Genomic DNA, 24,264 nt, shown 5'->3' on the forward strand with positions numbered 1-24,264 from the left:
TATTTTAATTAAAAGTTAAATTTAAGACTAGCACCTATTTCTCTCATAGTTGGGTAAGCACCAGACTGGTATCCTTGAACGTTACCAGCACTTAAACCTGCTTCAGGATCTGCGTATGGAATGCTCTTGTCGATGATCCAAAGGTTACGACCAATGAATGATACAGAAGCTCTTGTAAATGGTAAAGCTTCAAGTACTCTATCACCAAAGTTATAAGTAAGCGTAGCTTCTCTTAACTTAACATATCCAGCGTCATAAACATGAAGCGCATTAGGAGCACGAGCATATCCAAATGGGTTTAAATAATTGTCTGTTCTAGCTCTGGTCTCGTTTGGAGATGTATTTGTTACTTCGTAAGTCCCGTCATCATTGAAACTAACATCTCCCTGAACACCTTCCAGAAGAACACCACCACCATTTTCGATAGTATTTCTAATTGGGTTGCCAAGTTCGTTATTACCTACACTGTTTGCATAGATACCAGTAGCAGAACCGTACCATTGGTCAAGGGAGAAAACACTTCCACCTTTCTGAACATCAATTAGGAATCCAAGAGCTATGTTTTTATAAGTAAATGTATTCTGTACACCACCAATCCAATCTGGTTGGAAATCACCAATTACATAGTTAGAGTTAGGGGTTTTTGCATAGTTACCAGATGCAGTTATCACTTTATTACCTTGATCATCATATACGAAATCTGTTCCTCTAATAGCACCGTAAGGTTCTCCTGGAGCAGCATTAATAGAAATACCACCTTGTAAGCTAGCTAACTGTAGGTTTTCAATACCATCAGCAAGCTCAAGTACTTCGTTCTCGTTTTTCGCCCAGTTCACGTTGATGTTCCAGTTGAAGTCTTCAGTTCTAATTGGGTTTAAGGTTAATGCAACCTCGATACCTTTGTTTTCAATCACACCAGCATTAAGAAGCTTTTCAGAGAAACCAGTGGAAGCAGATACAGGAACCGGAGTAATTTGATCTTCAGTTCTAGATCTATAGTAAGATACATCTAAACCAATCCTTCTATCGAAGAAGTTTGTTTCCAAACCAACCTCGTAAGACTTAAGACGCTCTGGTTTTAAGTCTGGGTTTCTAAGTCTTGAATTGTTACTCGCCACACCAGCTCCATTGAAACCAGAATATATAGTATACGTGTTAAATACGTTGTAAGGATTAGTATCATTACCAACTTCAGCGTAGTTACCTCTAAGTTTGGCAAAACTTAACCAGTCTGCATCAATTAGGTTAGATAACAAAACACTTGCAGATACCGCAGGGTAGTAGAAAGTGTTGTTTTCTTTTGGTAATGTAGAAGAACGGTCTCTACGAATAGTACCTTCAAGGAAGTAAGTGTTGAATAGACCTACACTTGCTCTAGCATAAACACCATCAAGCATTCTTACAGCTTCGTACTCTGAAGGTGGGTTAAGCGGGCTAGCACTGTTACTTAGTGCGTAGAATCCAGCTTTATTTAATCCTCCATTTGTAGAAGCAAAAATGCTGTTGCTTTCATTTCTTCTTAGGTTAAAACCTAAGTTACCATCAATATTCACATCATCACTAATGTCTTTATTGAAGTTTAAGATTAAATCATAGTTATACTCTGCAGCTCTGTTGTTGTAACGGCTGTATTTTGCGATATCAGCAGAATTAACATTGATTCTTTCTTCCTGTAGTTCATCGAACGTATCAAAAGTAAATCTACCTAGTATGCTGAATACATCATTCAGTTCATAGTTAAGGTTTATGTTACCAAAATATCTATTACGAGTATCAGTTTGAAAGTTTTGAAAGAATGTCCAGTATGGGTTATCAGAGTAAATTGGGGATAAATTATCAGGAGAATTCGGGTTCCAGGTAATGTTTTGCCCTGTAGCTTCATAAGCTCTCCTTTGGTCTTCTAAATCCACGTTAGTTTGGAACCACTGTCTGAACTGTTGCATAATGTTCAAAGAACTATACCCAGTCCCATAACGTCCTTTACCATCAGTCTTTGTATAAGTAATGTTCGCCTGAGCGTTGAACTTATCTGTGAACTCATGAGAACCACTAAACTTAAGTGTGTTTCTTTTAATGTTAGAGTTAGGAAGGTTACCTTGTTGATTCAGGTGAGTACCACTCAATCTGAAAGAAGAAGTTTCTGATCCACCATCTAAAGCAACAGAGTTTACAGAAGTGTAACCAGTTTGCCATACACTGTTAGGATTATTAGCGCCCGCTACCCAAGGAGAAGCTTGTTGGTAAGTATCTAATTCAGGGTAGATCGAGTTCCACTGGTAAATTTGTCTGTTAGGATCAAATGCAGCACCAAAAGAAGCATCTTCAGTAAAAGGAGTTGTTTCATCCAGGTTACCATCACCATCAACATCATAAAGGTTAAAGTATCCATCATCAGATGCGTAATAAGCACCATATCCTGTACCGTACTGATCCTGATATTCTGGAAGAGTTTCCATGTCAGGATTCGTTACAGTAATAGAAGACTGTACAGATACACCAATACCTTTACCTTTAGAACCTTTTTTAGTTTCAATAATTACAACACCATTCGCAGCTCTTGCTCCGTATAATGCAGTTGCAGCCGCACCTTTAAGTACGTTGATGGACGCGATGTCATTCGGGTTAATATCCGAAGCAGCATTACCATAATCATAACCACCACGACCAGCAGCTTGTCCGCTAGTGTTTGGAGTGTTATTGCTAATAGGAGTACCATCAACAACAAAAAGTGCCTGGTTGTTACCTGTAAGAGATGAGTTACCACGAATTACAACGTTCGTAGATCCACCAAGTGTTCCTGAAGACTTAATACTAAGACCAGAAACTTTACCTGATAGAGAGTTTACGAAGTTTTGTTGTGGAACATCAGATACAGCTTCACCACCTACTTCTTGAGTAGAGTAACCTAACTGTTTCTTTTCTCTCTTAATACCTAATGCAGTTACTACAACTTCATCAAGTTGAGCAGAATCATTCTCCATTACCACATCGATTTGATCGTTTGTGCTAACGGTGTATTCTGCTTGTTTCAATCCAACGAAAGAGAAAACCAAAACATCTCCCTGAGTTGCAGTGATTTCATAATTTCCGTCGAAATCTGTTTGGGTACCCGTGCCAGTACCTTTAATAAGAACGTTCACACCAGGAAGGGGAAGACCATCTGAGTCAGTCACCGTACCCGCAATGGAACGTTCCTGTGCAAAAGTTATTTGCACCACGAACGCCAGTAATAGCGTTAAAATACTACTAAACTTTGTTTTCATTTTAAAATTTGTTTGAATTAGCCGACGCCAAATGTGATAATAAATGGTTAATAAACCAAGCTTTTGTTCTCAAAAAACGTGCTTTATTAGAAGGTTTTGTTAAATCCGGTGTTATTTGTTGATAAATTGAAGACTTGTTAAAAACAATAAGTAATAGGGAGTTGAGTTTGAGGATTTTTTATATCGGTATAATCTAATTTCTATGTCATATATACTTCACCTAAGTGTTCCGAAGATGAAACTGTTTGAAAAATAGATAGTAACGTATTTGAATAATCTTTTTTTATTTATATCTTTGCAAACCCTAAAAATCGGGGGATTAAATTTTATTAATAATTAGTGTATAGGAAATTATGCCAACAATTTCACAATTAGTACGAAAAGGAAGAGCCAAAATAACCAAGAAGAGTAAATCGGCTGCTTTGGATTCGTGCCCTCAAAGGAGAGGTGTTTGCACACGTGTGTATACCACTACTCCTAAGAAACCAAACTCTGCTATGAGAAAAGTAGCAAGGGTAAGGTTGACAAACGGGAAAGAGGTTAACGCCTACATTCCTGGAGAAGGTCACAATCTACAAGAGCACTCGATAGTATTGGTTAGAGGTGGAAGGGTAAAAGATTTACCAGGTGTTAGATATCACATTGTTCGTGGTGCGCTAGATACTGCCGGTGTTGAAGGTAGAACTCAGCGAAGATCTAAGTACGGTGCAAAACGCCCTAAGAAGTAATTAAAAACTTTTAATGTAAAGAAATGAGAAAAAGACAGGCGAAAAAGAGACCGCTTTTACCAGATCCAAAATTTAACGATCAGCTAGTTACACGTTTCGTGAACATGATGATGTGGGATGGTAAGAAGTCGGTAGCCTTTAAAATTTTCTATGATGCTATTGCAATTGTAGAGGAGAAAAAACAAGACGAAGAGAAATCTGGTTTGGAAATTTGGAAAGATGCTCTTTCTAACGTTATGCCTCATGTTGAAGTGAGAAGTAGACGTGTAGGTGGTGCAACATTTCAGATTCCAATGCAAATTCGTCCAGACCGTAAGGTTTCTACTGCTATGAAGTGGTTAATTAGTTTTGCACGTAAGAGAAATGAAAAGTCTATGGCTGGAAAGCTATCTGCTGAAATTCTTGCTGCTGCAAAAGAAGAAGGAGCTGCTGTTAAGAAAAGAGTAGATACTCACAAAATGGCTGAAGCTAACAAAGCATTCTCTCACTTTAGATTCTAAAACAACATGGCACAAAGAGATTTAAAATTTACTAGAAATATTGGAATTGCGGCTCACATTGATGCAGGTAAAACTACAACAACAGAGCGTATCCTTTATTATACAGGTATAAGTCATAAAATCGGTGAGGTTCATGATGGTGCTGCCACTATGGACTGGATGGAGCAAGAGCAGGAGCGTGGTATTACCATTACTTCTGCAGCAACACACTGTAAGTGGATGTACCGCGATCAGGAATTTACTGTAAATATTATTGATACTCCAGGTCACGTTGACTTTACTGTAGAGGTAGAGCGTTCATTGCGTGTTCTTGATGGAGTTGTTGCATTGTTCTCTGCGGTAGACGGGGTTGAGCCTCAGTCTGAAACTGTTTGGAGACAGGCAGATAAATATAGAGTTCCACGTCTAGGTTTCGTTAATAAAATGGACCGTCAGGGTGCAGATTTTTTCAACGTATGTCGTCAGGTAAGAGAAATGCTTGGTGGTAACCCGGTGCCATTACAGGTGCCTATCGGTGATGAAATCGACTTTAGAGGTGTGGTTGATCTTATTTCTAAGAAAGCGATTATCTGGAATGATGAGGATCATGGGATGACTTATGATACTATCGACATTCCTGAAGAGCTTTTAGATGATGTTAATAAGTACCGAGCAGAGTTAGTAGAAGCGGTAGCTGAATACGATGAAGCATTGATGGAGAAATTCTTCGAGGATGAAAGTTCTATTACAGAAGATGAGATCATTGCCGCATTAAGAGCTGCAACTATAGATATGAGCATCATTCCAATGATGTGTGGTTCTGCATTTAAAAATAAAGGTGTTCAGGCGATGCTTGACGCTGTCATGCGTTACCTTCCTTCTCCAGTAGATGTAGAAGCGATTGAAGGTACTAATCCTGATACAGGTGAAGAGGAAAGTCGTAAGCCAAATGTGGATTCTCCATTTTCTGCGCTTGCCTTTAAAATTGCTACCGATCCTTTCGTAGGGCGTCTGGCATTCTTCCGTGCTTATTCAGGTACTCTTGATGCTGGTTCTTACGTGCTAAACGTGCGTTCAGGTAAAAAAGAGCGTATTTCAAGAATTTATCAAATGCACTCTAATAAACAAGAGCCTATCGATAGTATCGAAGCTGGAGATATTGGAGCTGCTGTTGGATTTAAGGACATTAAAACTGGTGATACTCTTACAGATTTGAACCACCCAATCGTTCTTGAATCAATGTCTTTCCCTGCACCGGTAATCGGTATCGCTGTTGAGCCTAAAACTAAGGCCGACGTTGAGAAAATGGGTATGGCATTAGCTAAGCTTGCCGAAGAAGATCCTACCTTTACTGTAAAGACTGACGAAAATTCTGGACAAACAATTATCTCTGGTATGGGTGAGCTTCACCTTGAGATTATTATTGACCGAATGAAGCGTGAGTTTAAAGTGGAAGTAAACGTTGGTGAGCCGCAGGTTGAGTACAAAGAAGCTGTGCGTAGAGATGCTGATCAAAGAGAAGTTTATAAGAAACAGTCTGGTGGTCGTGGTAAATTTGCGGATATCGTATTTACAATGGGACCAGTAGACGAAGACTTCGAAGGTGAAGGTCTTCAGTTCGTAGATTCTATTAAAGGTGGGCGTATTCCTAAGGAATTTGTTCCTTCCGTAGAAAAAGGTTTTAAAGAGGCTATGAAGAATGGTCCTTTGGCTGGATTTACTATGGATACTTTAAAAGTTGAACTTAAGGATGGATCTTTCCACCCTGTGGATTCAGATCAACTTTCTTTCGAATTGGCTGCTAAAATGGGTTACAAAGCTGCTGCAAAATCTGCAGGTGCTGTGATTCTTGAGCCAATCATGAAAGTAGAAGTTGTTACTCCGGAAGAGAATATGGGTGATATCGTTGGTGACCTTAACAGAAGAAGAGGTCAGGTAAACAACATGTCAGACAGATCTGGAGCGAAAGTAATCAAAGCTGAAGTGCCGCTTTCTGAAATGTTTGGATATGTAACTACATTAAGAACACTTTCATCAGGTAGAGCAACTTCAACTATGGAATTCTCTCACTATGCTGAAACTCCTTCTAATATTTCTGAAGAAGTGATCAAAGCAGCTAAAGGAGCAGCAAACGAATAATCTTAAGGAAATGAGTCAAAAAATCAGAATAAAACTAAAATCTTACGATCATAACCTGGTAGACAAGTCTGCTGAAAAGATTGTAAAAACCGTAAAGACTACGGGAGCTGTTGTAACCGGACCAATTCCGTTACCAACAAACAAAAAAATCTTTACTGTTCTTCGTTCACCTCACGTGAACAAGAAATCCAGAGAGCAGTTTCAATTAAGCTCTTACAAGAGGTTACTTGATATCTATAGCTCTTCTTCAAAAACGATTGATGCGTTGATGAAGCTTGAATTACCAAGTGGGGTTGAAGTAGAGATCAAAGTGTGATAAAACAGTTCCGCGCACTACGGTGCGCGGTTAACATGTCCTAAGCGTTTCGCGAAGGAAAAACGGTGAAAGATACAATTCAGGGCTGAATGTGTTTTTCAGCCCTTAGTTTTTTAAATAAGTAAACAATTAATAATTAATAAATATGTCTGGGTTAATAGGAAAAAAGATCGGTATGACCAGCATCTTCGACGAGAATGGGAAGAACATCCCATGTACCGTAATCGAAGCTGGACCATGCTTGGTTACCCAAGTCAGAACCAAAGAGGTTGACGGGTATGAAGCACTTCAACTTGGTTTCGATGACAAAAAGACTGTTAATAAAGCTGCTGAAGGGCATGCTAAAAAAGCAGGAACCGTTGCAAAACGTAAAGTCGTTGAATTCCAGGGTTATAATGAAGATTACAAATTAGGTGACTCTGTTACCGTGGAACATTTTAGAGAAGGTGAATTTGTGGATATCGCAGGTACATCTAAAGGTAAAGGTTTCCAGGGTGTTGTAAAGAGACACGGTTTTGGAGGAGTTGGACAGGCCACGCACGGTCAGCACAACAGATTGAGAGCTCCTGGTTCTATTGGTGCAGCTTCTTATCCTGCGAGAGTATTCAAGGGAATGAAGATGGCCGGAAGAATGGGTGGCGAGAGAGTTAAAGTTGAAAACCTGAAAGTTTTGAAGGTTGTGGCAGATAAGAACCTTTTAGTAGTAAAAGGATGTGTGCCGGGATCTAAAAACTCATACGTAATCATTAGTAAGTAATGGAAGTAGCAGTTTTAGATATTAAAGGAAAAGAAACAGGCAGAAAAGCACAGCTTTCTGATTCTGTTTTCGCTATAGAGCCTAATGAGCACGCTGTTTATCTAGATGTTAAACAGTATCTGGCTAATCAACGTCAGGGTACTCATAAAGCTAAGGAAAGAGCAGAGATCGCAGGATCTACGCGTAAGATCAAGAAACAAAAAGGTACTGGTACAGCGAGAGCTGGTAGTATCAAGTCTCCTATCTTTAAAGGTGGTGGACGTGTTTTTGGTCCAAGACCAAGAAACTACGGTTTCAAATTAAACAAGAACCTGAAACGTCTTGCTAGAAAGTCTGCCCTATCAATTAAGGCAAACGACAAGGCTATCATGGTAATTGAAGATTTTTCATTCGATACTCCAAAAACCAAGAACTTTATCGAAGTTCTTCAGGCTCTGGGGATTGACAGTAAAAAATCGCTTATTGTGTTGGGTGACTCAAATAAAAATGTATATTTGTCGTCGCGCAATTTGAAATCCTCGGAAGTTATAAATAGCTCAGAACTAAGTACTTACAAAATACTTAATGCTAAGAGTATCGTCTTCGTAGAAGGATCTTTAGAAGGAATTGAGTCGAAATTAAGTTAATAAACCGTTATGAGCATCTTGATTAAACCTGTTATTACAGAAAAAGCTACTACAGATAGTGAGATTAACAATCGCTTCACTTTTGTAGTAAGTAACAAGGCGAATAAGATTCAGATCAAAGACGCAGTTGAATCTGCTTATGGCGTGTCTGTTACTAAAGTTCGAACTATGAATGTCCGCCCGGATCGTAAGACTAAATATACTAAGTCTGGTATGATCACTGGTAAAACTAATGCTTTCAAAAAAGCAGTAGTACAGGTGGCGGAAGGTGAAACTATTGATTTATACAGTAATCTTTAAGATTAAAGAATGTCAGTTAGAAAATTAAAACCAATTACACCTGGTCAGCGTTTTAGAGTAGTTAATGGGTATGACGCCATTACTACTGATAAGCCGGAGAAAAGCCTATTGGCGCCGATAAAAAAATCAGGTGGTAGAAACAGTCAGGGAAAAATGACCATGCGCTATAAAGGTGGTGGTCATAAAAGAAGGTATCGTGTAATCGACTTTAAGCGTGATAAGCAGGGAATTCCTGCTACAGTTGCTTCTATCGAATACGATCCAAACAGAACGGCCTTTATCGCATTATTGAATTATCAGGATGGAGAGAAAAGGTATATTATTGCTCAGAACGGGCTTCAGGTTGGACAGAATATAGTTTCTGCTAACGAAGCTGCTTCTCCTGAGATCGGGAATGCAATGCCTTTGGCAAACATTCCACTTGGTACGGTTATTTCCTGTATCGAGTTGAGACCAGGACAGGGAGCTGTGATGGCGCGTAGTGCCGGTGCTTTCGCTCAGTTATTAGCGAGAGAAGGTAAATACGCAACTATCAAGTTGCCTTCTGGGGAGATTAGACGTGTTCTTTCACTTTGTATAGCTACAATCGGAGCTGTATCTAACAGTGATCATCAGCTAATGATTGGTGGTAAAGCTGGTAGAAGCAGATGGTTGGGTATACGTCCAAGAACAAGACCGGTAGCGATGAACCCTGTCGATCACCCAATGGGTGGTGGTGAAGGTAGAGCTTCAGGTGGTCACCCACGTTCTAGAAAAGGTCTTCCTGCTAAAGGATTCAAGACCCGCTCAAGAACAAAAGCGAGTAATAAATATATTGTAGAACGTAGAAAGACTAGAAAGAAATAAGATATGGCACGTTCATTAAAAAAAGGACCTTTCGTTCATTACAAACTGGAACAAAAAGTGGCTCAGAATGTTGAGTCAGGAAAGAAAGCCGTGATCAAAACCTGGTCTAGAGCTTCTATGATTACTCCAGATTTTGTAGGACAAACTATAGCAGTGCACAACGGGAAACAATTTGTTCCTGTCTATGTAACTGAAAATATGGTGGGTCACAAACTAGGAGAATTTTCACCAACACGTTCTTTCAGAGGACATGCAGGTGCAAAAAATAAAGGTAGAAAATAATTGAAGCTATGGGAGTTCGTAAAAGAGAAAGAGCAGAGCAAATAAAAGAAGCCAAGAAACAGGTAGCTTTTGCAAAGTTAAATAACTGCCCTACTTCGCCTAGAAAAATGCGTCTTATGGCGGATTTGGTTAGAGGAGAGAAAGTAGAAAAAGCGCTTCATATTCTAAAGTTCAGTAAAAAAGAAGCATCTAATCGTTTAGAGAAACTTTTAGTTTCAGCTATTGCCAACTGGCAGGCTAAGAACGAGGAAGCTAACCTTGAAGAAGCTGAGCTATTTGTGAAAGAGATTCGTGTAGACGGAGGAAGTATGTTGAAAAGACTTCGTCCTGCTCCACAGGGTCGTGCACACCGAATTAGAAAGAGATCCAATCATGTTACATTAGTGCTTGGAGCAAACAATAATACACAAAGCTAAGAGATAGTATGGGACAGAAAACAAATCCAATCGGGAATCGCCTTGGTATCATTAGAGGTTGGGAATCCAACTGGTACGGAGGTAATGACTACGGCGATAAACTGGCCGAAGACGATAAGATTAGAAAATACATCCATGCTCGTCTTTCTAAAGCGAGTGTATCGCGTGTAATCATCGAGCGCACGCTTAAGCTTGTAACCGTTACTATCACTACTGCCAGACCTGGTATCATTATCGGGAAAGGTGGACAGGAGGTAGACAAGCTTAAGGAAGAGCTTAAAAAGATTACCGACAAGGAGGTTCAAATTAACATCTTTGAAATCAAAAGGCCAGAACTTGATGCGCATTTAGTTGCTTCAAGTGTTGCAAGACAAATTGAGAATAGAATCTCTTATCGTCGTGCAATCAAAATGGCTATTGCGGCTGCAATGAGAATGAATGCTGAAGGAATCAAGATTGAGATTTCCGGACGTTTAAACGGTGCTGAAATGGCACGTTCAGAATCATACAAGGATGGAAGAATACCTTTGTCTACTTTTAGGGCTGATATTGATTATGCTTTGATCGAAGCTCATACTACTTATGGTAGATTGGGAATCAAAGTGTGGATCATGAAAGGTGAGGTATACGGAAAAAGAGAGCTTTCGCCTCTAGTTGGTCTTGCAAAGAACCAAGGAAAGAAATCCGGTGCCGGACGAGGTGGGAACAAATCACGTCGTAGAAAGTAATTTTTTAAAGGAAAGAAAAAATGTTACAACCTAAAAGAACAAAATACCGTAAGCAACAAAAAGGCCGTATGAAGGGGCTTGCTCAAAGAGGGCACAGACTTTCAAACGGAACCTTCGGAATCAAATCAATGGATTCCAGCTTTGTTACTGCACGTCAAATAGAAGCAGCGCGTATCGCCGCTACCCGATATATGAAAAGAGAAGGTTCTATCTGGATCAAAATATTTCCAGATAAGCCTATCACTAAGAAACCTCTTGAAGTACGTATGGGTAAAGGTAAAGGTGCCGTGGAATATTGGGCAGCAGTGGTAAAACCAGGAAGAATAATGTTTGAAATTGGTGGAGTACCAATGGCAACAGCTAAAGAGGCTTTGCGTCTTGCAGCACAAAAACTTCCGGTAAGAACAAAATTTGTTGTAGCTAGAGATTATCAAGAATAATATTGGAATTATGAAACAATCAGAAGTAAAAGAATTGTCTGTTGCAGAATTGCAAGAAGAGCTTGGTAAGTCTCGAAAAGCTTATTCAGATTTAAAAATGGCTCATGCTGTTTCGCCTTTGGAGAATCCGATACAGTTGAGAACTGAAAGGAGAAAAGTGGCGAGATTAGCTACAGAGTTAACTAAAAGAGAACAACAATAATTGTTATTCTGCTGAAAGATGGAAAAAAGAAACTTAAGAAAAGAGCGTGTAGGGGTTGTTACAAGTAACAAAATGCAGAAATCCATAGTGGTTGCTGAAGTGAAAAAAGTAAAACACCCTATGTATGGAAAATTCGTTTTGAAAACGAAAAAGTACGTAGCACACGACGAAAATAACGACTGCAACGAAGGTGATACTGTAAAGATCATGGAAACACGACCTTTAAGTAAATCCAAGACTTGGAGATTAGTAGAAATAATTGAAAGAGCGAAGTAAATCATGGTACAACAAGAGTCCAGACTAAAAGTAGCAGATAATACCGGAGCTAAGGAAGTCCTTACTATCCGTGTGTTAGGAGGTACAAAGAAAAGATACGCATCTGTTGGAGACAAGATAGTTGTCAGTGTAAAAGAATCTACACCTAACGGAAATATCAAGAAGGGTGCAGTTTCAACAGCAGTTGTTGTTCGTACCAAGAAAGAAGTACGCAGACCGGATGGATCTTATATCCGTTTTGATGATAATGCATGTGTACTTTTAGGTCCTCAGGGTGAAATGCGCGGTACTCGTGTATTTGGTCCTGTAGCACGTGAACTTCGTGATAAGCAATTCATGAAAATTGTATCATTGGCACCTGAAGTGCTTTAATACATTAAGAAAATGACAAAGCTTAAAATAAAATCAGGAGATACCGTACGTGTAATCGCTGGTGACCATAAAGGTCAGGAAGGGAAAGTGCAGAAGGTACTTATCGAGAAGAATAAAGCTATTGTGGAAGGGGTTAATATGATCTCTAAGCATGAGAAGCCTAGTGCTTCTAATCCACAAGGTGGAATTAAGGAGAAAGAAGCTCCAATCCATATTTCTAATCTATCACTTATTGACAAAAACGGTGATACAACGAGAGTTGGTTATAGAGAAGAAGATGGAAAGAAAGTAAGATTCTCTAAAAAATCTAATGAAGTAATATAGTTATGGCATACGTACCAAGACTTAGACAGGAATATAACGAGAGAGTTAAGAATGCTCTTAAGGATGAATTCAGTTACTCCAATATCATGGAGGTGCCAAAACTGGAGAAGATAGTAATTAGCCGTGGAGTTGGTGGAGCAGTGGCAGATAAGAAACTTATCGACCATGCAATCGACGAACTTTCCGCAATTAGTGGACAAAAGGCTGTTGCTACGATCTCTAAGAAGGATGTTGCATCATTCAAATTACGTAAAGGAATGCCAATTGGCGCTAAAGTAACTTTACGTGGGTATAGAATGTATGAATTCCTGGATAGATTGATTACTAGTGCATTGCCACGTGTTCGTGATTTTAATGGTATCAAATCTAATGGGTTTGATGGTAGAGGAAATTACAACCTTGGAATCACTGAGCAAATCATCTTTCCTGAGATCGATATCGATGCTGTGAATAGAATCGCTGGAATGGATATCACTTTTGTTACTTCTGCGCAAACCGATAAGGAAGCAAAAGCATTGTTAACCGAACTAGGATTACCTTTTAAAAAGAACTAATTATGGCTAAAGAATCAATGAAAGCCCGTGAGGTGAAAAGACAGAAATTGGTAAAGAAGTATGCTGAGAAACGCGCTGCCCTTAAAGAAGCAGGTGATTACGAAGGTTTACAGAAACTACCAAAGAATTCTTCTCCGGTTCGTTTGCACAACAGATGTAAATTAACTGGAAGACCAAAAGGGTATATGAGACAATTTGGTCTTTCTCGAGTAATGTTCAGAGAGATGGCTAATCAAGGTCTTATACCAGGTGTTAAAAAGGCAAGCTGGTAATATTATAAACTGGATGAAGGTTCAATAAGGAAAACCACATCCGCAAATAAATTTAAATGAATACAGATCCTATTGCAGATTACTTAACAAGAATCAGGAATGCAAATGCTGCAAACCACAGAGTTGTGGAAATTCCTGCTTCCAATGTTAAAAAAGAGATCACTAAGATATTATTCGATCAGGGATATATTCTAAGTTACAAATTCGAAGACACTACCGCTCAGGGAGTGATCAAGATCGCTCTTAAGTATGATAAGATTACTAAAGAGCCAGTAATTAAGAAGATTCAACGAATAAGTAAACCTGGTTTACGTAAATATGCCGGATCAACAGAGATTCCAAGAATCCTGAATGGTCTTGGTATCGCGATTGTTTCAACTTCTCACGGAGTTATGACTGGAAAACAGGCTAAAGCCGACAAAGTTGGTGGTGAAGTACTGTGCTACGTTTACTAATACTTAAAAGACTAAAGAAATGTCAAGAATAGGTAAAAATCCCATTACAATTCCAGAAGGTGTGACAGTAGAGCACAAAGATGGTCTTGTTACGGTAAAAGGAAAATTAGGAGAGCTTAAGCAGCAGGTACAGGATATCGATGTTAAAATCGAAGATAATGTAATTACTTTTGAGCGTACTTCTGATAAAAGTGATCAGAAAGCAAAACACGGTCTTTATCGTGCTTTGGTAAATAATATGATTGAAGGTGTATCTAATGGATTCACTAAATCACTTGAACTTGTAGGTGTTGGTTATAGAGCTAGCAACCAGGGTAACAAGCTTGATTTGGCTGTTGGTTATTCTCACAATATTGTACTAGATTTGGCTCCCGAAGTTAAAGTGGAGACGATCTCAGAAAAAGGTAAGAACCCTGTCGTTAAACTTACTTCACATGACAAGCAACTTGTAGGACAGGTAGCTGCGAAGATCCGATCAATGAGAAAACCTGAACCTTACAAAGGAAAAGGTATCAAATTTGTTGGTGAGCAATTGAGAAGAAAAGCAGGTAAATCAGCATAATAAAGATAGTTATGGCAGTGTCAAAACAAGATAGAAGAAATAAAATTAGAAAACGTATCCGTAGGGATATCGTTGGAACAACAAGCCGTCCTAGATTATCTGTATTCAGAAGCAATAAAGAGATTTATGCTCAGATTATCGATGACGTTGAAGGTAAAACTTTAGCTTCAGCATCTTCAAGAGATAAAGATATCGTGTCTGCATCTGCAGATAGAAAAGAGCAGGCTCAAATGGTTGGTAAAGCCATTGCTGAGAAAGCGAAAAGTGCTGGTATCGATACAATCTCCTTCGATAGAGGTGGATATCTATATCACGGTAGAGTTAAATCATTAGCAGAAGGTGCTCGCGAAGGAGGACTTAAATTCTAGAAAATATGTATCAAGATTATAAAAACGTAGAACATGTAAAACCAGGAGGTCTTGAATTGAAGGATCGTTTGGTTGGAGTACAACGTGTTACTAAAGTTACAAAAGGTGGTAGAGCCTTTGGATTCTCTGCTATTGTAGTAGTAGGAGATGAAAATGGTGTAGTTGGTCAGGGACTTGGAAAATCCAAGGAAGTGGCAGATGCTATCTCTAAGGCTGTAGAAGACGCTAAGAAAAATCTGGTACGCATCCCTTTACATAAAGGAACACTACCTCACGAACAAAAAGGTAAGTATGGTGGAGCAAGAGTAATGCTTCTTCCTGCTGCAGCTGGTACCGGTATTATTGCGGGTGGAGCGATTCGTGCGGTACTTGAGTCTGTAGGTGTGCATGATGTACTTTCTAAGAATCAGGGATCTTCGAACCCACACAATGTAGTTAAAGCTACCTTCGATGCTTTACTTCAATTAAGAAGTGCTGAAACTGTTGCAAAACAGAGAGGTGTTTCTTTGGAAAAAGTATTTAAAGGTTAAAATCAAGGAATAAGATGGGAAAGATAAAAGTCACTAAAAGGAAAAGTGCTATTAATCGCACAAAAAATCAAAAGCTTGTTCTTGAGTCTCTAGGACTTAAGAAAATTGGGCAGACGGTTGAACATGATGACACGCCAAACATCCTTGGTATGGTAAATAAAGTTAAACACTTAGTTTCTGTAGAAGAAACAAAATAATAATCTCTCATGGATTTAAGTAACTTAAAACCTGCAGAAGGTTCAGTTAGAAAGAATAGCAAGCGTATTGGTCGTGGTGAAGGATCTGGTAAAGGTGGAACCTCTACCAGAGGTCACAAAGGAGCCAAGTCTCGTTCTGGTTATTCGAAAAAGATCGGATTTGAAGGAGGGCAGATGCCACTTCAAAGACGTGTGCCTAAGTTTGGATTCACAAACAGAAATCGTAAGGTTTACCAGGGAATTAACCTGGATACTCTTCAATCTCTTGTTGATGAAGGAAGAATTAAGGATACAGTTGATATGGACGTGCTTGCAGAAAACGGTCTTGCCGGAAGAAACGAGCTTGTTAAGATATTAGGTAGAGGTGAATTAAAGGCAAAGTTGAAAATATCTGTTCATAAATTTACGGCCTCAGCGAAAGAAGCTATCGAAGCTGCCGGAGGTGAAGTTGTTACTTTATAATAGATAATCAAATGAAATTCATCAATACGATTCAAAATATTTGGAAAATCGAGGAACTAAAAAATAGAATTTTAGTAACCCTCGGTTTGCTTTTGGTATATCGTTTCGGGGCGCAGGTAGTGCTTCCCGGAATTGATGCCGCTCAGCTTTCAAGCCTGGCTAACCAGACAGATAGTGGACTATTAGGTCTACTTAACGCATTTACGGGTGGAGCGTTCTCAAATGCTTCAGTATTTGCTTTAGGTATTATGCCTTATATCTCTGCTTCTATTGTGGTGCAATTAATGGGGATTGCTATTCCTTACTTGCAAAAGCTTCAGAAAGAAGGTGAAAGTGGACGTAAAAAGATCAATCAAATCACCCGATGGTTAACCATCGCAATTACATTGGTGCAGGGGCCTGGTTATATTTATAACCTGTTTGCAACCCTTCCTGGAGAAGCATTCTTGCTTGGAGATAACTTAACTTTTGTTATCTCTTCAGTAATAATACTTACCACAGGTACAATTTTTGCAATGTGGTTAGGTGAGAAGATCACAGATAAAGGGATTGGTAATGGTATTTCATTATTAATTATGGTGGGTATTATTGCTACTCTTCCACAGGCATTCATTCAGGAATTTGCTTCCAGAGTATTTGAATCCAACGGTGGTATGGTAATGATCCTTATCGAACTTGTGATCTGGTTTGCTATCATCATGGCATCTGTAATGCTGGTAATGGCAGTACGTCAAATACCTGTACAGTATGCAAGAAGATCTGCTTCTGGTGGATATGAAAAGAACGTTTTTGGTTCTAGACAGTATATACCTTTGAAATTAAATGCATCTGGTGTAATGCCAATCATCTTCGCTCAGGCGATCATGTTCATTCCTGTAGCTCTTGCGGGTCTATCAGACTCAGATACTGCTCAGGGTGTAACAGCAGCATTCCAGAACATCTTTGGTTTCTGGTATAACCTTGTATTCGCTCTATTGATTATTGTTTTTACATATTTCTATACAGCGATCACGGTGCCAACAAATAAAATGGCAGATGATCTTAAAAGAAGTGGTGGTTTTATTCCAGGGATTCGTCCAGGAACTGAAACTGCTGAATATTTAGATAGGATTATGTCTCAAATTACGCTTCCTGGATCTATTTTCCTGGCTCTTATTGCGGTGTTCCCTGCAATAGTTTTCTCTTTGTTGGGTGTACAGCAAAGTTGGGCGTTGTTCTTCGGAGGTACTTCACTTCTGATTATGGTTGGAGTTGCAATAGATACTATGCAGCAGGTAAATTCTTATCTACTGAATAGACACTATGACGGATTAATGAAAACAGGTAAAAACAGAAAAGCAGTAGCTTAATTATGGCAAAGCAGGCAGCGATTGAACAAGACGGAACCATTATCGAAGCATTGTCCAATGCAATGTTTCGTGTGGAATTAGAGAATGGTCACGTAGTGACTGCACATATCTCTGGAAAGATGCGTATGCATTACATTAAATTACTTCCTGGAGATAAGGTGAAACTGGAAATGAGTCCTTACGATTTAACTAAGGCTCGAATAACTTACAGATACTAAAAAGTAATTTTCAGCCTTTTATAAATTTTTTATACTTTTGCACTCTGAAAAATTTATGACGGCTAAAATTTCACAAAAAGGATAATTCCTTGTAAGTGAATTAAAAAGAGATAAGATGAAAGTTAGAGCATCAATAAAAAAGAGAAGTGCCGACTGCAAGATTGTTCGCAGAAAAGGGCGCCTTTACGTTATTAACAAAAAGAATCCTAGATTTAAACAAAGACAAGGCTAATTATGGCAAGAATTGCAGGGGTAGATATACCTAAACAAAAGCGAGGAGTTATAGCGTTGACCTATATCTTCGGAATTGGTAGAAGCAGGGCTCAAGAGATACTTGCACAAGCTAAAGTAGACGAGAGTAAGAAAGTTTCTGAATGGGACGATGATGAAATCGGTAAAATTCGTGAAGCCGTTGGTCAGTTTACAATCGAAGGTGAGTTGCGTACTGAAGTTCAGATGAGCATTAAACGTCTTATGGACATTGGATGTTACAGAGGAATTCGTCACAGAGCTGGTTTACCTTTAAGAGGACAGCGTACTAAGAATAACTCGAGAACCAGAAAAGGTAGAAGAAAAACAGTTGCTAACAAGAAAAAAGCGACTAAATAGTAATTAGTATGGCAAAGAAGACAAATCAAAAGGCCGGTAAGACTCAGAAGAAACGTAAAGTAATCGTTGAATCCAACGGTGAAGCTCACGTTACTGCTTCTTTCAACAACATTATAATTTCCCTTACCAACAAAAAGGGTGATGTTGTTTCGTGGTCATCTGCTGGTAAGATGGGCTTTAGAGGATCTAAGAAAAATACACCTTATGCTGCGCAATTAGCTGCTGAAGATGCTTCGAAAGTAGCACATGAAGCTGGTATGCGTAAAGTAAAGGTTTATGTTAAAGGTCCTGGAAATGGTAGAGAGTCTGCTATTAGAGCAGTACACAATAGTGGTATCGAGGTTACTGAAATTATCGACATCACTCCACTTCCACACAATGGATGTCGTCCACCTAAGAGACGTAGAGTTTAATAAAATTTAATCATAGAGAAGGATTAAGATTATCGAAGGACTTATGCCTTAATTCATAGTCCCTTCTCAAAACAACTTAAGTAATGGCAAGATATACAGGTCCAAAAACTAAAATAGCCCGTAAGTTCGGTGAAGCTATTTTTGGTGACGACAAATCTTTCGAAAAAAGAAATTATCCTCCAGGACAGCACGGTAACAACCGTCGTAGAGGAAAGAAATCGGAATATGCAATCCAGTTGATGGAGAAGCAAAAAGCGAAGTATACCTATGGTATCTTAGAGCGTCAATTCCGTAATATGTTTGAAAAAGCAACCAGAGCACAGGGTATTACCGGTGAGGTTCTTCTTCAACTTTGTGAGTCTCGTTTAGATAATGTAGTGTACCGTATGGGTGTTGCGCCTTCAAGAAGAGCTGCGCGTCAGTTAGTAGGTCACCGTCATATTACCGTAAACGGAGAACTTGTAAATATTCCTTCTTACCACCTAAAGGCTGGTGATGTTGTTGGGGTAAGAGAAAAATCTAAATCACTTGGTGTGATTCAGGAGTCATTATCTAATAGCAGTAATGTTTACGAATGGCTTTCATGGAATTCTGAAAAGAAAGAAGGTACTTTCGTATCTGTTCCAGGAAGAGTTCAAATTCCTGAAAACATCAACGAGCAATTTATAGTCGAATTATATTCGAAATAATAATTCATCATACAGAAGTCGAAATATGGCAATACTAAATTTTCAGAAGCCCGATAAAGTTATAATGATTGATTCTACAGATTTCGAAGGGAAATTTGAATTTCGCCCTTTGGAACCTGGATATGGATTGACTGTTGGTAACGCTTTAAGACGAGTGCTTTTATCTTCTTTGGAAGGTTTCGCGATCACTTCAGTAAGAATTGAAGGTGTAGATCACGAATTCTCTACCATCGCAGGTGTAGTGGAAGATGTAACTGAGATCATTTTGAATCTAAAACAAGTTAGATTCAAAAGACAGATCGATGAGATCGATAATGAATCAGTAACAATTTCAGTTTCCGGAGAAGAGCAATTAACTGCCGGTCACTTCCAGAAATTTATTTCAGGTTTTCAAATCCTAAACCCAGATCAGGTGATCTGTCATATGGATAAGAAAGTGAATCTGAACATGGAAGTTACTATTGAAAAAGGTAGAGGTTACGTTCCGGCAGAAGAAAACAAGAAGGCCAATGCACCACTAGGTACTATATTCGTAGATTCTATTTACACTCCTATAAAGAATGTAAAATATAGTATCGAAAATTACCGTGTGGAGCAGAAGACTGACTATGAGAAGCTGGTATTCGAAATCATAAGTGATGGTTCTATCCATCCTAAAGATGCTTTAACTGAAGCTGCAAAAACTCTTATTCACCACTTTATGTTGTTCTCTGATGAGAGAATCACTTTAGAGGCTGATGAGATCGCACAGACTGAAACTTATGACGAAGAAAGTCTTCACATGAGGCAATTGCTTAAAACTAAACTTGTCGATCTTGACCTGTCTGTTAGAGCATTGAACTGTCTGAAAGCTGCTGAAGTTGATACTTTGGGAGATCTTGTTTCTTACAATAAGAACGACCTTATGAAGTTCAGAAATTTCGGAAAGAAATCTCTAACTGAATTGGAAGAACTTGTAAGCAATAAAGGTTTAAACTTTGGAATGGACCTTTCAAAATATAAACTCGATAAAGACTAATATAAAGGCGGGATCTCTCGCCTTTCTTTTATAATTAAAATCTGTCATATTTTGCTCCCCATAAAGGGTAGAAGCAAGATGGCAAAAGATAAAAAGTCATGAGACACGGAAAAAAAACAAATCATTTAGGTAGAAAAACAGCTCATCGTAAAGCTATGCTTGCGAATATGGCATGTTCCCTAATTGAACACAAGCGCATAAACACTACAGTTGCAAAAGCCAAAGCTTTAAAAGTTTTTGTTGAGCCTTTAGTGACTAAGTCTAAAGATGATACTACCCACAACAGACGTATTGTTTTTAGTAAGTTAAGAAGCAAAGAAGCAGTTAGCGAACTTTTTCGTGAGGTTGCTCCTAAAGTAGGTGATCGTCCAGGTGGATATACAAGAGTTATTAAACTTGGTAGTCGTCTTGGAGATGCTGCTGAAATGGCACTTGTGGAATTGGTTGATTTTAATGAGACTTACAATGTAAGCGGAGATAAACCTAAAAAGAAAAAGTCTACTCGTAGAGCAGGTAAGAAGAAGGCTGAAGAAACTACAGCTCAACCTGAAGAAGCGAAGGCTGAAACTAAAAAGGAAGAGTCTAAAGCTGAAGAGCCTAAGACTGATAATAAAGAAGATAAAAAAGACGAATAGAAATGAATCTTTTCAACTTCTAATTTTTAAAAAGGATAAGCTTTCAGAGTTTATCCTTTTTTTATATCCATACGATAATTGTTTAATTTTATTGCCACAACAACATAACTATGAAATATCAGGCTAAAAGAAAAGCGATCATTTTACTGGAAGATGGAACGATCTTCTATGGAAAAGCCGTAGGTAATGCGGAAGGAGAGGCTTCAGGTGAAGTATGCTTCAATACAGGTATGACCGGGTACCAGGAAATCTTTACAGATCCTTCTTATTATGGGCAGCTTATGGTGACCACTAATGCTCATATAGGGAATTATGGTACGAGCAAGGATGAGAATGAATCCAACGGAGCTAAAATTGCAGGTTTAATTTGTAAAAACTTCAGCTACGTTCAAACCAGACCGTCAGCTGATCAAACACTGCAGGAATTTTTAAATGCTAATAAGATCTTTGCAATATCTGATGTAGATACCCGTGCGCTTGTTACTTATATTCGTGAGAATGGCGCCATGAACGCTATTATATCTACAGATGTTGAGAATATCGAATCTCTTCAGAATAAGCTTAAAAAGGTTCCTGATATGAACGGTCTTGAACTTGCTTCCAAAGTTTCCACAAAAGAAGCTTACTATTATGGAGATGAAAATTCAGATTTAAAGATTGCAGCTTTGGACGTTGGCATTAAAACCAACATTCTACGTCACCTTGCTCAACGTGGAGCTTACATTAAAGTTTTTCCTTTTGATGCCAGTTACGAAGATATGAAGTCATGGAACCCGGACGGTTATTTCCTGTCCAATGGTCCCGGAGATCCTCAGCCACTTGAAAACGCAATAAGCGTAACGAAACAGATCATAGAAAACGATCATCCTTTATTCGGAATTTGCCTTGGTCACCAGATCATTGCACTTGCTAATGGTATTGAGACTTATAAGATGCACCATGGTCACCGCGGAATCAATCACCCGGTAAAGAACCTGATTACAGGTAAAGGCGAGATCACTTCTCAAAATCACGGCTTCTCTGTCGATAAAGCTCAAACTGAAGCTCACTCCGATGTAGAAGTAACCCATGTATGCCTAAACGATCAAACGCTAGGTGGATTAGCTATGAAATCAAAGAATGTATTTTCTGTGCAATATCACCCGGAAGCTGGTCCAGGACCACATGACGCTAGTTATCTTTTTGATGAATTTATAGATCGAATCAGGAAAAAGCAGTCAGCATAGTAAAAAGCCGGAGTTCAAACTCCGGCTTTTTTTATTACCCTTGCAGGTAAAATTAATTTGTATGCTAACTTTAATGGTCTAGATTTGATTGCAAATCTACATCATGAAAAACATCATCGTTATTTTCCTATTCCTATCAGGAATTTCAGCTAAATCACAATCCACAGAAAATCAGTTCTCCTTAAATTTTTTAATGCCTTCAGCAGAATATGAGCTTGCCCTAGGTGAAAATACGAGTCTTGATGCCAGCCTCGGTTTGGGTTTCGGCTATCATTATTCAGACTTTACAGATGAAAGTGAATTCGGCGTTTATCCCAATTTAAGAGCGCAATACCGCTGGTACTATAATTTTGATAAAAGAATCGATAAAGGAAAAAAAGTTTCTGAGAATAGCGGGAATTATTTAGCAGGAGTACTCTTGTTATCTAGTGGTGAGCCACTCTTTGGCGATATGGAATTGCGAAATGATCTATCAGGATTTATAGGTCCAGCCTGGGGATTACAACGAGTATATGGTAGCAATTTCAAACTAAACCTAAATTTGGGGATTGGATATGGTTTTAACGATAATGGTGATGGCTATGCTTCTCCCCTTATCGATATTCAACTAGGATTTAAGCTGGGAAAAGATAAAAGCTAATGTTTCCAATACCTCACAAATCAATCGTAATCCTGGCATCATACCGAAATTTTCGCTTTCCTAACTGGTGCAACTTCGAAAACGTTTTAGTAAATTTCCTGTTATAAATGCTTTAAAACTAGCTCTCTCAGTCGGAATTTAATCCTTGTATTCGTATCTTGCCTGTAATTCAAATAAAAATTAAAATACAGAACATGAGCGCAATTTTAGATATACATGCACGTCAAATTTTTGATTCTAGAGGAAATCCAACCGTAGAAGTAGATGTTTATACAGAAAATGGAATAATGGGTAGAGCTGCAGTTCCATCTGGGGCATCCACCGGAGAGCATGAGGCTGTTGAACTTCGTGATGGAGGAGATGACTTTATGGGTAAAGGAGTATCTAAAGCGATCGAGAATGTAAATGGGGAGATAGCTCAAAAGCTTCTGGGTTTTTCTGTATTTGAACAGAATCTTATCGATCAAACGATGAGAGACCTCGACGGGACACCAAACAAATCAAAGTTAGGTGCGAATGCCATCTTAGGTGTTTCACTTGCTGTTGCCAAAGCAGCTGCGAATGAACTTAACATGCCTTTGTATAGATACATTGGTGGAGTTAGTGCTAACACGCTACCTGTGCCTATGATGAATATTATTAACGGAGGTTCACATAGTGACGCGCCTATCGCATTTCAGGAATTTATGATCATGCCGGTAATGGCAGAGAGTTTTTCTCATGCTTTAAAGACTGGTACAGAGATCTTCCATAATTTGAAAAAAGTGCTTCATGATCGTGGGTTAAGTACCGCAGTAGGTGATGAAGGTGGTTTTGCTCCGACTCTTGATGGAACTGAAGATGCTTTGGATACCATACTAAAAGCTATTAAGCAGGCTGGATATGAGCCAGGTAAGGAAGTAATGATTGCATTGGATTGCGCTGCTGCTGAATTTTTTGTGGATGGTAAGTATGATTATACCAAATTTGAAGGTGATAAAGGTAAAATTAGAACTAGTGAAGAGCAGGCAGAATACCTGGCAGAATTAGCATCTAAATACCCAATTATTTCTATTGAAGATGGTATGGATGAAAATGACTGGGAAGGTTGGAAAGCCGTTACCGACAAGATTGGAGATAAAGTTCAGTTAGTTGGAGATGACCTTTTTGTGACAAATGTAGAACGTCTTGGAAGAGGAATTAAAGAAAATATTGCCAACTCGATACTTATCAAAGTAAACCAGATTGGTACTTTAACTGAAACTATCGCTGCTGTAAACATGGCTCACAATGCCGGATATACATCAGTAATGTCACACCGTTCTGGAGAAACAGAAGATAATACAATCGCAGATCTTGCAGTTGCGCTGAATACAGGACAGATTAAGACAGGTTCTGCATCAAGAAGTGATAGAATGGCTAAATACAATCAACTACTTAGAATCGAAGAAGAATTGGGTGAGGTTGCATATTATCCGCAAGACAAAGCTTTTAAGATAAAATAAGCGAAACATATATTTTTCTAAAGCCTCTTCAGTTTGAAGGGGCTTTTTTTGTGAAGTAAATAGTATATTAACAATCATTTAATTAAAAG

36 protein-coding genes are annotated in these 24,264 nt (G+C 38.7%); 35 read left to right on the forward strand and 1 reads right to left on the reverse strand.

Going from position 1 to position 24,264, the window contains the following annotated elements; genetic code table 11:
• Positions 1–8: 8 nt before the first annotated feature.
• Complete coding sequence (locus ABVM50_RS06440; protein ID WP_405200472.1) at positions 9–3,263, reverse strand: SusC/RagA family TonB-linked outer membrane protein; 3,255 nt, start codon at positions 3,261–3,263, stop codon at positions 9–11.
• A gap of 353 nt (positions 3,264–3,616) precedes the next feature.
• Here ABVM50_RS06440 and rpsL point away from each other — a divergent pair, with 353 nt between their 5' ends.
• The 35 genes from rpsL (at position 3,617) to eno (ending at position 24,175) form a co-directional block, all read left to right on the forward strand.
• The gene (rpsL, locus tag ABVM50_RS06445; protein WP_010230128.1) at positions 3,617–3,991 is read left to right on the forward strand and encodes a 30S ribosomal protein S12; all 375 of its coding nucleotides are present in this window, start codon (positions 3,617–3,619) and stop codon (positions 3,989–3,991) included.
• A gap of 23 nt (positions 3,992–4,014) precedes the next feature.
• Positions 4,015–4,491 (forward strand): 30S ribosomal protein S7, encoded by a 477-nt coding sequence (rpsG, locus tag ABVM50_RS06450; RefSeq protein WP_026915144.1) that lies wholly within the window; start codon positions 4,015–4,017, stop codon positions 4,489–4,491.
• Positions 4,492–4,497: 6 nt separating this feature from the next.
• A complete protein-coding gene (fusA, locus tag ABVM50_RS06455) occupies positions 4,498–6,609 on the forward strand; it encodes an elongation factor G (protein ID WP_405200473.1) in 2,112 nt (703 codons plus the stop codon).
• Positions 6,610–6,619: 10 nt separating this feature from the next.
• Positions 6,620–6,925 (forward strand): 30S ribosomal protein S10, encoded by a 306-nt coding sequence (rpsJ, locus tag ABVM50_RS06460; RefSeq protein WP_026915146.1) that lies wholly within the window; start codon positions 6,620–6,622, stop codon positions 6,923–6,925.
• Positions 6,926–7,070: 145 nt separating this feature from the next.
• On the forward strand, positions 7,071–7,682 hold the full coding sequence (gene rplC / locus ABVM50_RS06465) for a 50S ribosomal protein L3 (protein WP_141876834.1): 612 nt from the start codon (positions 7,071–7,073) through the stop codon (positions 7,680–7,682).
• Entirely contained in the window at positions 7,682–8,308 is a 627-nt protein-coding gene (rplD, locus tag ABVM50_RS06470; RefSeq protein ID WP_141876835.1) for a 50S ribosomal protein L4, read from the forward strand. The genes rplC and rplD overlap by 1 nt, the downstream gene beginning before the upstream one ends.
• A gap of 9 nt (positions 8,309–8,317) precedes the next feature.
• Positions 8,318–8,608 carry a 50S ribosomal protein L23 gene (gene rplW, locus ABVM50_RS06475; RefSeq protein ID WP_405200474.1) on the forward strand — a complete coding sequence of 97 codons (291 nt, stop codon included), beginning with the start codon at positions 8,318–8,320 and terminating at the stop codon, positions 8,606–8,608.
• 9 nt (positions 8,609–8,617) lie between these two features.
• A complete protein-coding gene (gene rplB, locus ABVM50_RS06480; protein ID WP_405200475.1) occupies positions 8,618–9,454 on the forward strand; it encodes a 50S ribosomal protein L2 in 837 nt (278 codons plus the stop codon).
• 3 nt (positions 9,455–9,457) lie between these two features.
• Complete coding sequence (gene rpsS / locus ABVM50_RS06485) at positions 9,458–9,736, forward strand: 30S ribosomal protein S19 (protein WP_011710692.1); 279 nt, start codon at positions 9,458–9,460, stop codon at positions 9,734–9,736.
• A gap of 8 nt (positions 9,737–9,744) precedes the next feature.
• Positions 9,745–10,152, forward strand: a complete 408-nt coding sequence (gene rplV, locus ABVM50_RS06490) for a 50S ribosomal protein L22 (protein WP_141876838.1) — start codon at positions 9,745–9,747, stop codon at positions 10,150–10,152.
• A gap of 8 nt (positions 10,153–10,160) precedes the next feature.
• The gene (gene rpsC / locus ABVM50_RS06495) at positions 10,161–10,880 is read left to right on the forward strand and encodes a 30S ribosomal protein S3 (RefSeq protein ID WP_026915151.1); all 720 of its coding nucleotides are present in this window, start codon (positions 10,161–10,163) and stop codon (positions 10,878–10,880) included.
• 20 nt (positions 10,881–10,900) lie between these two features.
• Positions 10,901–11,320: a 50S ribosomal protein L16 gene (gene rplP / locus ABVM50_RS06500; protein WP_026915152.1), complete on the forward strand. Its 420-nt coding sequence runs from the start codon at positions 10,901–10,903 to the stop codon at positions 11,318–11,320.
• 10 nt (positions 11,321–11,330) lie between these two features.
• Positions 11,331–11,522, forward strand: coding sequence for a 50S ribosomal protein L29 (gene rpmC / locus ABVM50_RS06505; RefSeq protein ID WP_026915153.1), 192 nt, complete (start codon positions 11,331–11,333; stop codon positions 11,520–11,522).
• Between the two features lie 18 nt (positions 11,523–11,540).
• A complete protein-coding gene (gene rpsQ / locus ABVM50_RS06510) occupies positions 11,541–11,798 on the forward strand; it encodes a 30S ribosomal protein S17 (RefSeq protein ID WP_026915154.1) in 258 nt (85 codons plus the stop codon).
• 3 nt (positions 11,799–11,801) lie between these two features.
• Entirely contained in the window at positions 11,802–12,170 is a 369-nt protein-coding gene (rplN, locus tag ABVM50_RS06515) for a 50S ribosomal protein L14 (RefSeq protein WP_141876840.1), read from the forward strand.
• Positions 12,171–12,182: 12 nt separating this feature from the next.
• Complete coding sequence (rplX, locus tag ABVM50_RS06520; RefSeq protein WP_141876841.1) at positions 12,183–12,494, forward strand: 50S ribosomal protein L24; 312 nt, start codon at positions 12,183–12,185, stop codon at positions 12,492–12,494.
• Between the two features lie 2 nt (positions 12,495–12,496).
• Positions 12,497–13,048: a 50S ribosomal protein L5 gene (rplE, locus tag ABVM50_RS06525; protein ID WP_405200476.1), complete on the forward strand. Its 552-nt coding sequence runs from the start codon at positions 12,497–12,499 to the stop codon at positions 13,046–13,048.
• Between the two features lie 2 nt (positions 13,049–13,050).
• Complete coding sequence (rpsN, locus tag ABVM50_RS06530) at positions 13,051–13,320, forward strand: 30S ribosomal protein S14 (protein WP_011710683.1); 270 nt, start codon at positions 13,051–13,053, stop codon at positions 13,318–13,320.
• Positions 13,321–13,376: 56 nt separating this feature from the next.
• Positions 13,377–13,775, forward strand: a complete 399-nt coding sequence (gene rpsH, locus ABVM50_RS06535; RefSeq protein ID WP_141876843.1) for a 30S ribosomal protein S8 — start codon at positions 13,377–13,379, stop codon at positions 13,773–13,775.
• Between the two features lie 19 nt (positions 13,776–13,794).
• Positions 13,795–14,337, forward strand: a complete 543-nt coding sequence (gene rplF / locus ABVM50_RS06540) for a 50S ribosomal protein L6 (RefSeq protein ID WP_141876844.1) — start codon at positions 13,795–13,797, stop codon at positions 14,335–14,337.
• Between the two features lie 11 nt (positions 14,338–14,348).
• Positions 14,349–14,705: a 50S ribosomal protein L18 gene (rplR, locus tag ABVM50_RS06545; RefSeq protein WP_141876845.1), complete on the forward strand. Its 357-nt coding sequence runs from the start codon at positions 14,349–14,351 to the stop codon at positions 14,703–14,705.
• 5 nt (positions 14,706–14,710) lie between these two features.
• Complete coding sequence (rpsE, locus tag ABVM50_RS06550) at positions 14,711–15,235, forward strand: 30S ribosomal protein S5 (protein ID WP_011710679.1); 525 nt, start codon at positions 14,711–14,713, stop codon at positions 15,233–15,235.
• Between the two features lie 14 nt (positions 15,236–15,249).
• On the forward strand, positions 15,250–15,432 hold the full coding sequence (rpmD, locus tag ABVM50_RS06555) for a 50S ribosomal protein L30 (RefSeq protein ID WP_026915162.1): 183 nt from the start codon (positions 15,250–15,252) through the stop codon (positions 15,430–15,432).
• 9 nt (positions 15,433–15,441) lie between these two features.
• Positions 15,442–15,894, forward strand: a complete 453-nt coding sequence (gene rplO, locus ABVM50_RS06560; RefSeq protein WP_141876846.1) for a 50S ribosomal protein L15 — start codon at positions 15,442–15,444, stop codon at positions 15,892–15,894.
• 11 nt (positions 15,895–15,905) lie between these two features.
• Positions 15,906–17,243, forward strand: a complete 1,338-nt coding sequence (secY, locus tag ABVM50_RS06565; RefSeq protein WP_026915164.1) for a preprotein translocase subunit SecY — start codon at positions 15,906–15,908, stop codon at positions 17,241–17,243.
• A 2-nt stretch (positions 17,244–17,245) separates the two neighbouring features.
• The gene (gene infA / locus ABVM50_RS06570) at positions 17,246–17,461 is read left to right on the forward strand and encodes a translation initiation factor IF-1 (RefSeq protein ID WP_011710675.1); all 216 of its coding nucleotides are present in this window, start codon (positions 17,246–17,248) and stop codon (positions 17,459–17,461) included.
• A 115-nt stretch (positions 17,462–17,576) separates the two neighbouring features.
• Positions 17,577–17,693 (forward strand): type B 50S ribosomal protein L36, encoded by a 117-nt coding sequence (gene ykgO, locus ABVM50_RS06575; protein WP_010519235.1) that lies wholly within the window; start codon positions 17,577–17,579, stop codon positions 17,691–17,693.
• Between the two features lie 2 nt (positions 17,694–17,695).
• Entirely contained in the window at positions 17,696–18,070 is a 375-nt protein-coding gene (gene rpsM, locus ABVM50_RS06580) for a 30S ribosomal protein S13 (RefSeq protein ID WP_141876847.1), read from the forward strand.
• 8 nt (positions 18,071–18,078) lie between these two features.
• Complete coding sequence (rpsK, locus tag ABVM50_RS06585; protein WP_141876848.1) at positions 18,079–18,483, forward strand: 30S ribosomal protein S11; 405 nt, start codon at positions 18,079–18,081, stop codon at positions 18,481–18,483.
• 83 nt (positions 18,484–18,566) lie between these two features.
• The gene (gene rpsD / locus ABVM50_RS06590) at positions 18,567–19,172 is read left to right on the forward strand and encodes a 30S ribosomal protein S4 (RefSeq protein WP_026915167.1); all 606 of its coding nucleotides are present in this window, start codon (positions 18,567–18,569) and stop codon (positions 19,170–19,172) included.
• A gap of 25 nt (positions 19,173–19,197) precedes the next feature.
• Complete coding sequence (locus tag ABVM50_RS06595) at positions 19,198–20,190, forward strand: DNA-directed RNA polymerase subunit alpha (RefSeq protein ID WP_026915168.1); 993 nt, start codon at positions 19,198–19,200, stop codon at positions 20,188–20,190.
• A gap of 98 nt (positions 20,191–20,288) precedes the next feature.
• Positions 20,289–20,825 (forward strand): 50S ribosomal protein L17, encoded by a 537-nt coding sequence (gene rplQ / locus ABVM50_RS06600; protein ID WP_298525462.1) that lies wholly within the window; start codon positions 20,289–20,291, stop codon positions 20,823–20,825.
• Positions 20,826–20,935: 110 nt separating this feature from the next.
• On the forward strand, positions 20,936–22,051 hold the full coding sequence (gene carA / locus ABVM50_RS06605) for a glutamine-hydrolyzing carbamoyl-phosphate synthase small subunit (protein WP_405200477.1): 1,116 nt from the start codon (positions 20,936–20,938) through the stop codon (positions 22,049–22,051).
• A gap of 103 nt (positions 22,052–22,154) precedes the next feature.
• A complete protein-coding gene (locus ABVM50_RS06610; protein WP_405200478.1) occupies positions 22,155–22,691 on the forward strand; it encodes a hypothetical protein in 537 nt (178 codons plus the stop codon).
• Positions 22,692–22,885: 194 nt separating this feature from the next.
• Positions 22,886–24,175 carry a phosphopyruvate hydratase gene (eno, locus tag ABVM50_RS06615; RefSeq protein WP_141876852.1) on the forward strand — a complete coding sequence of 430 codons (1,290 nt, stop codon included), beginning with the start codon at positions 22,886–22,888 and terminating at the stop codon, positions 24,173–24,175.
• The last annotated feature ends 89 nt before the right edge of the window (positions 24,176–24,264 follow it).

Origin of the sequence: Christiangramia sp. LLG6405-1 (genome assembly GCF_045055805.1) — a bacterium.
GTDB lineage: Bacteria > Bacteroidota > Bacteroidia > Flavobacteriales > Flavobacteriaceae > Christiangramia.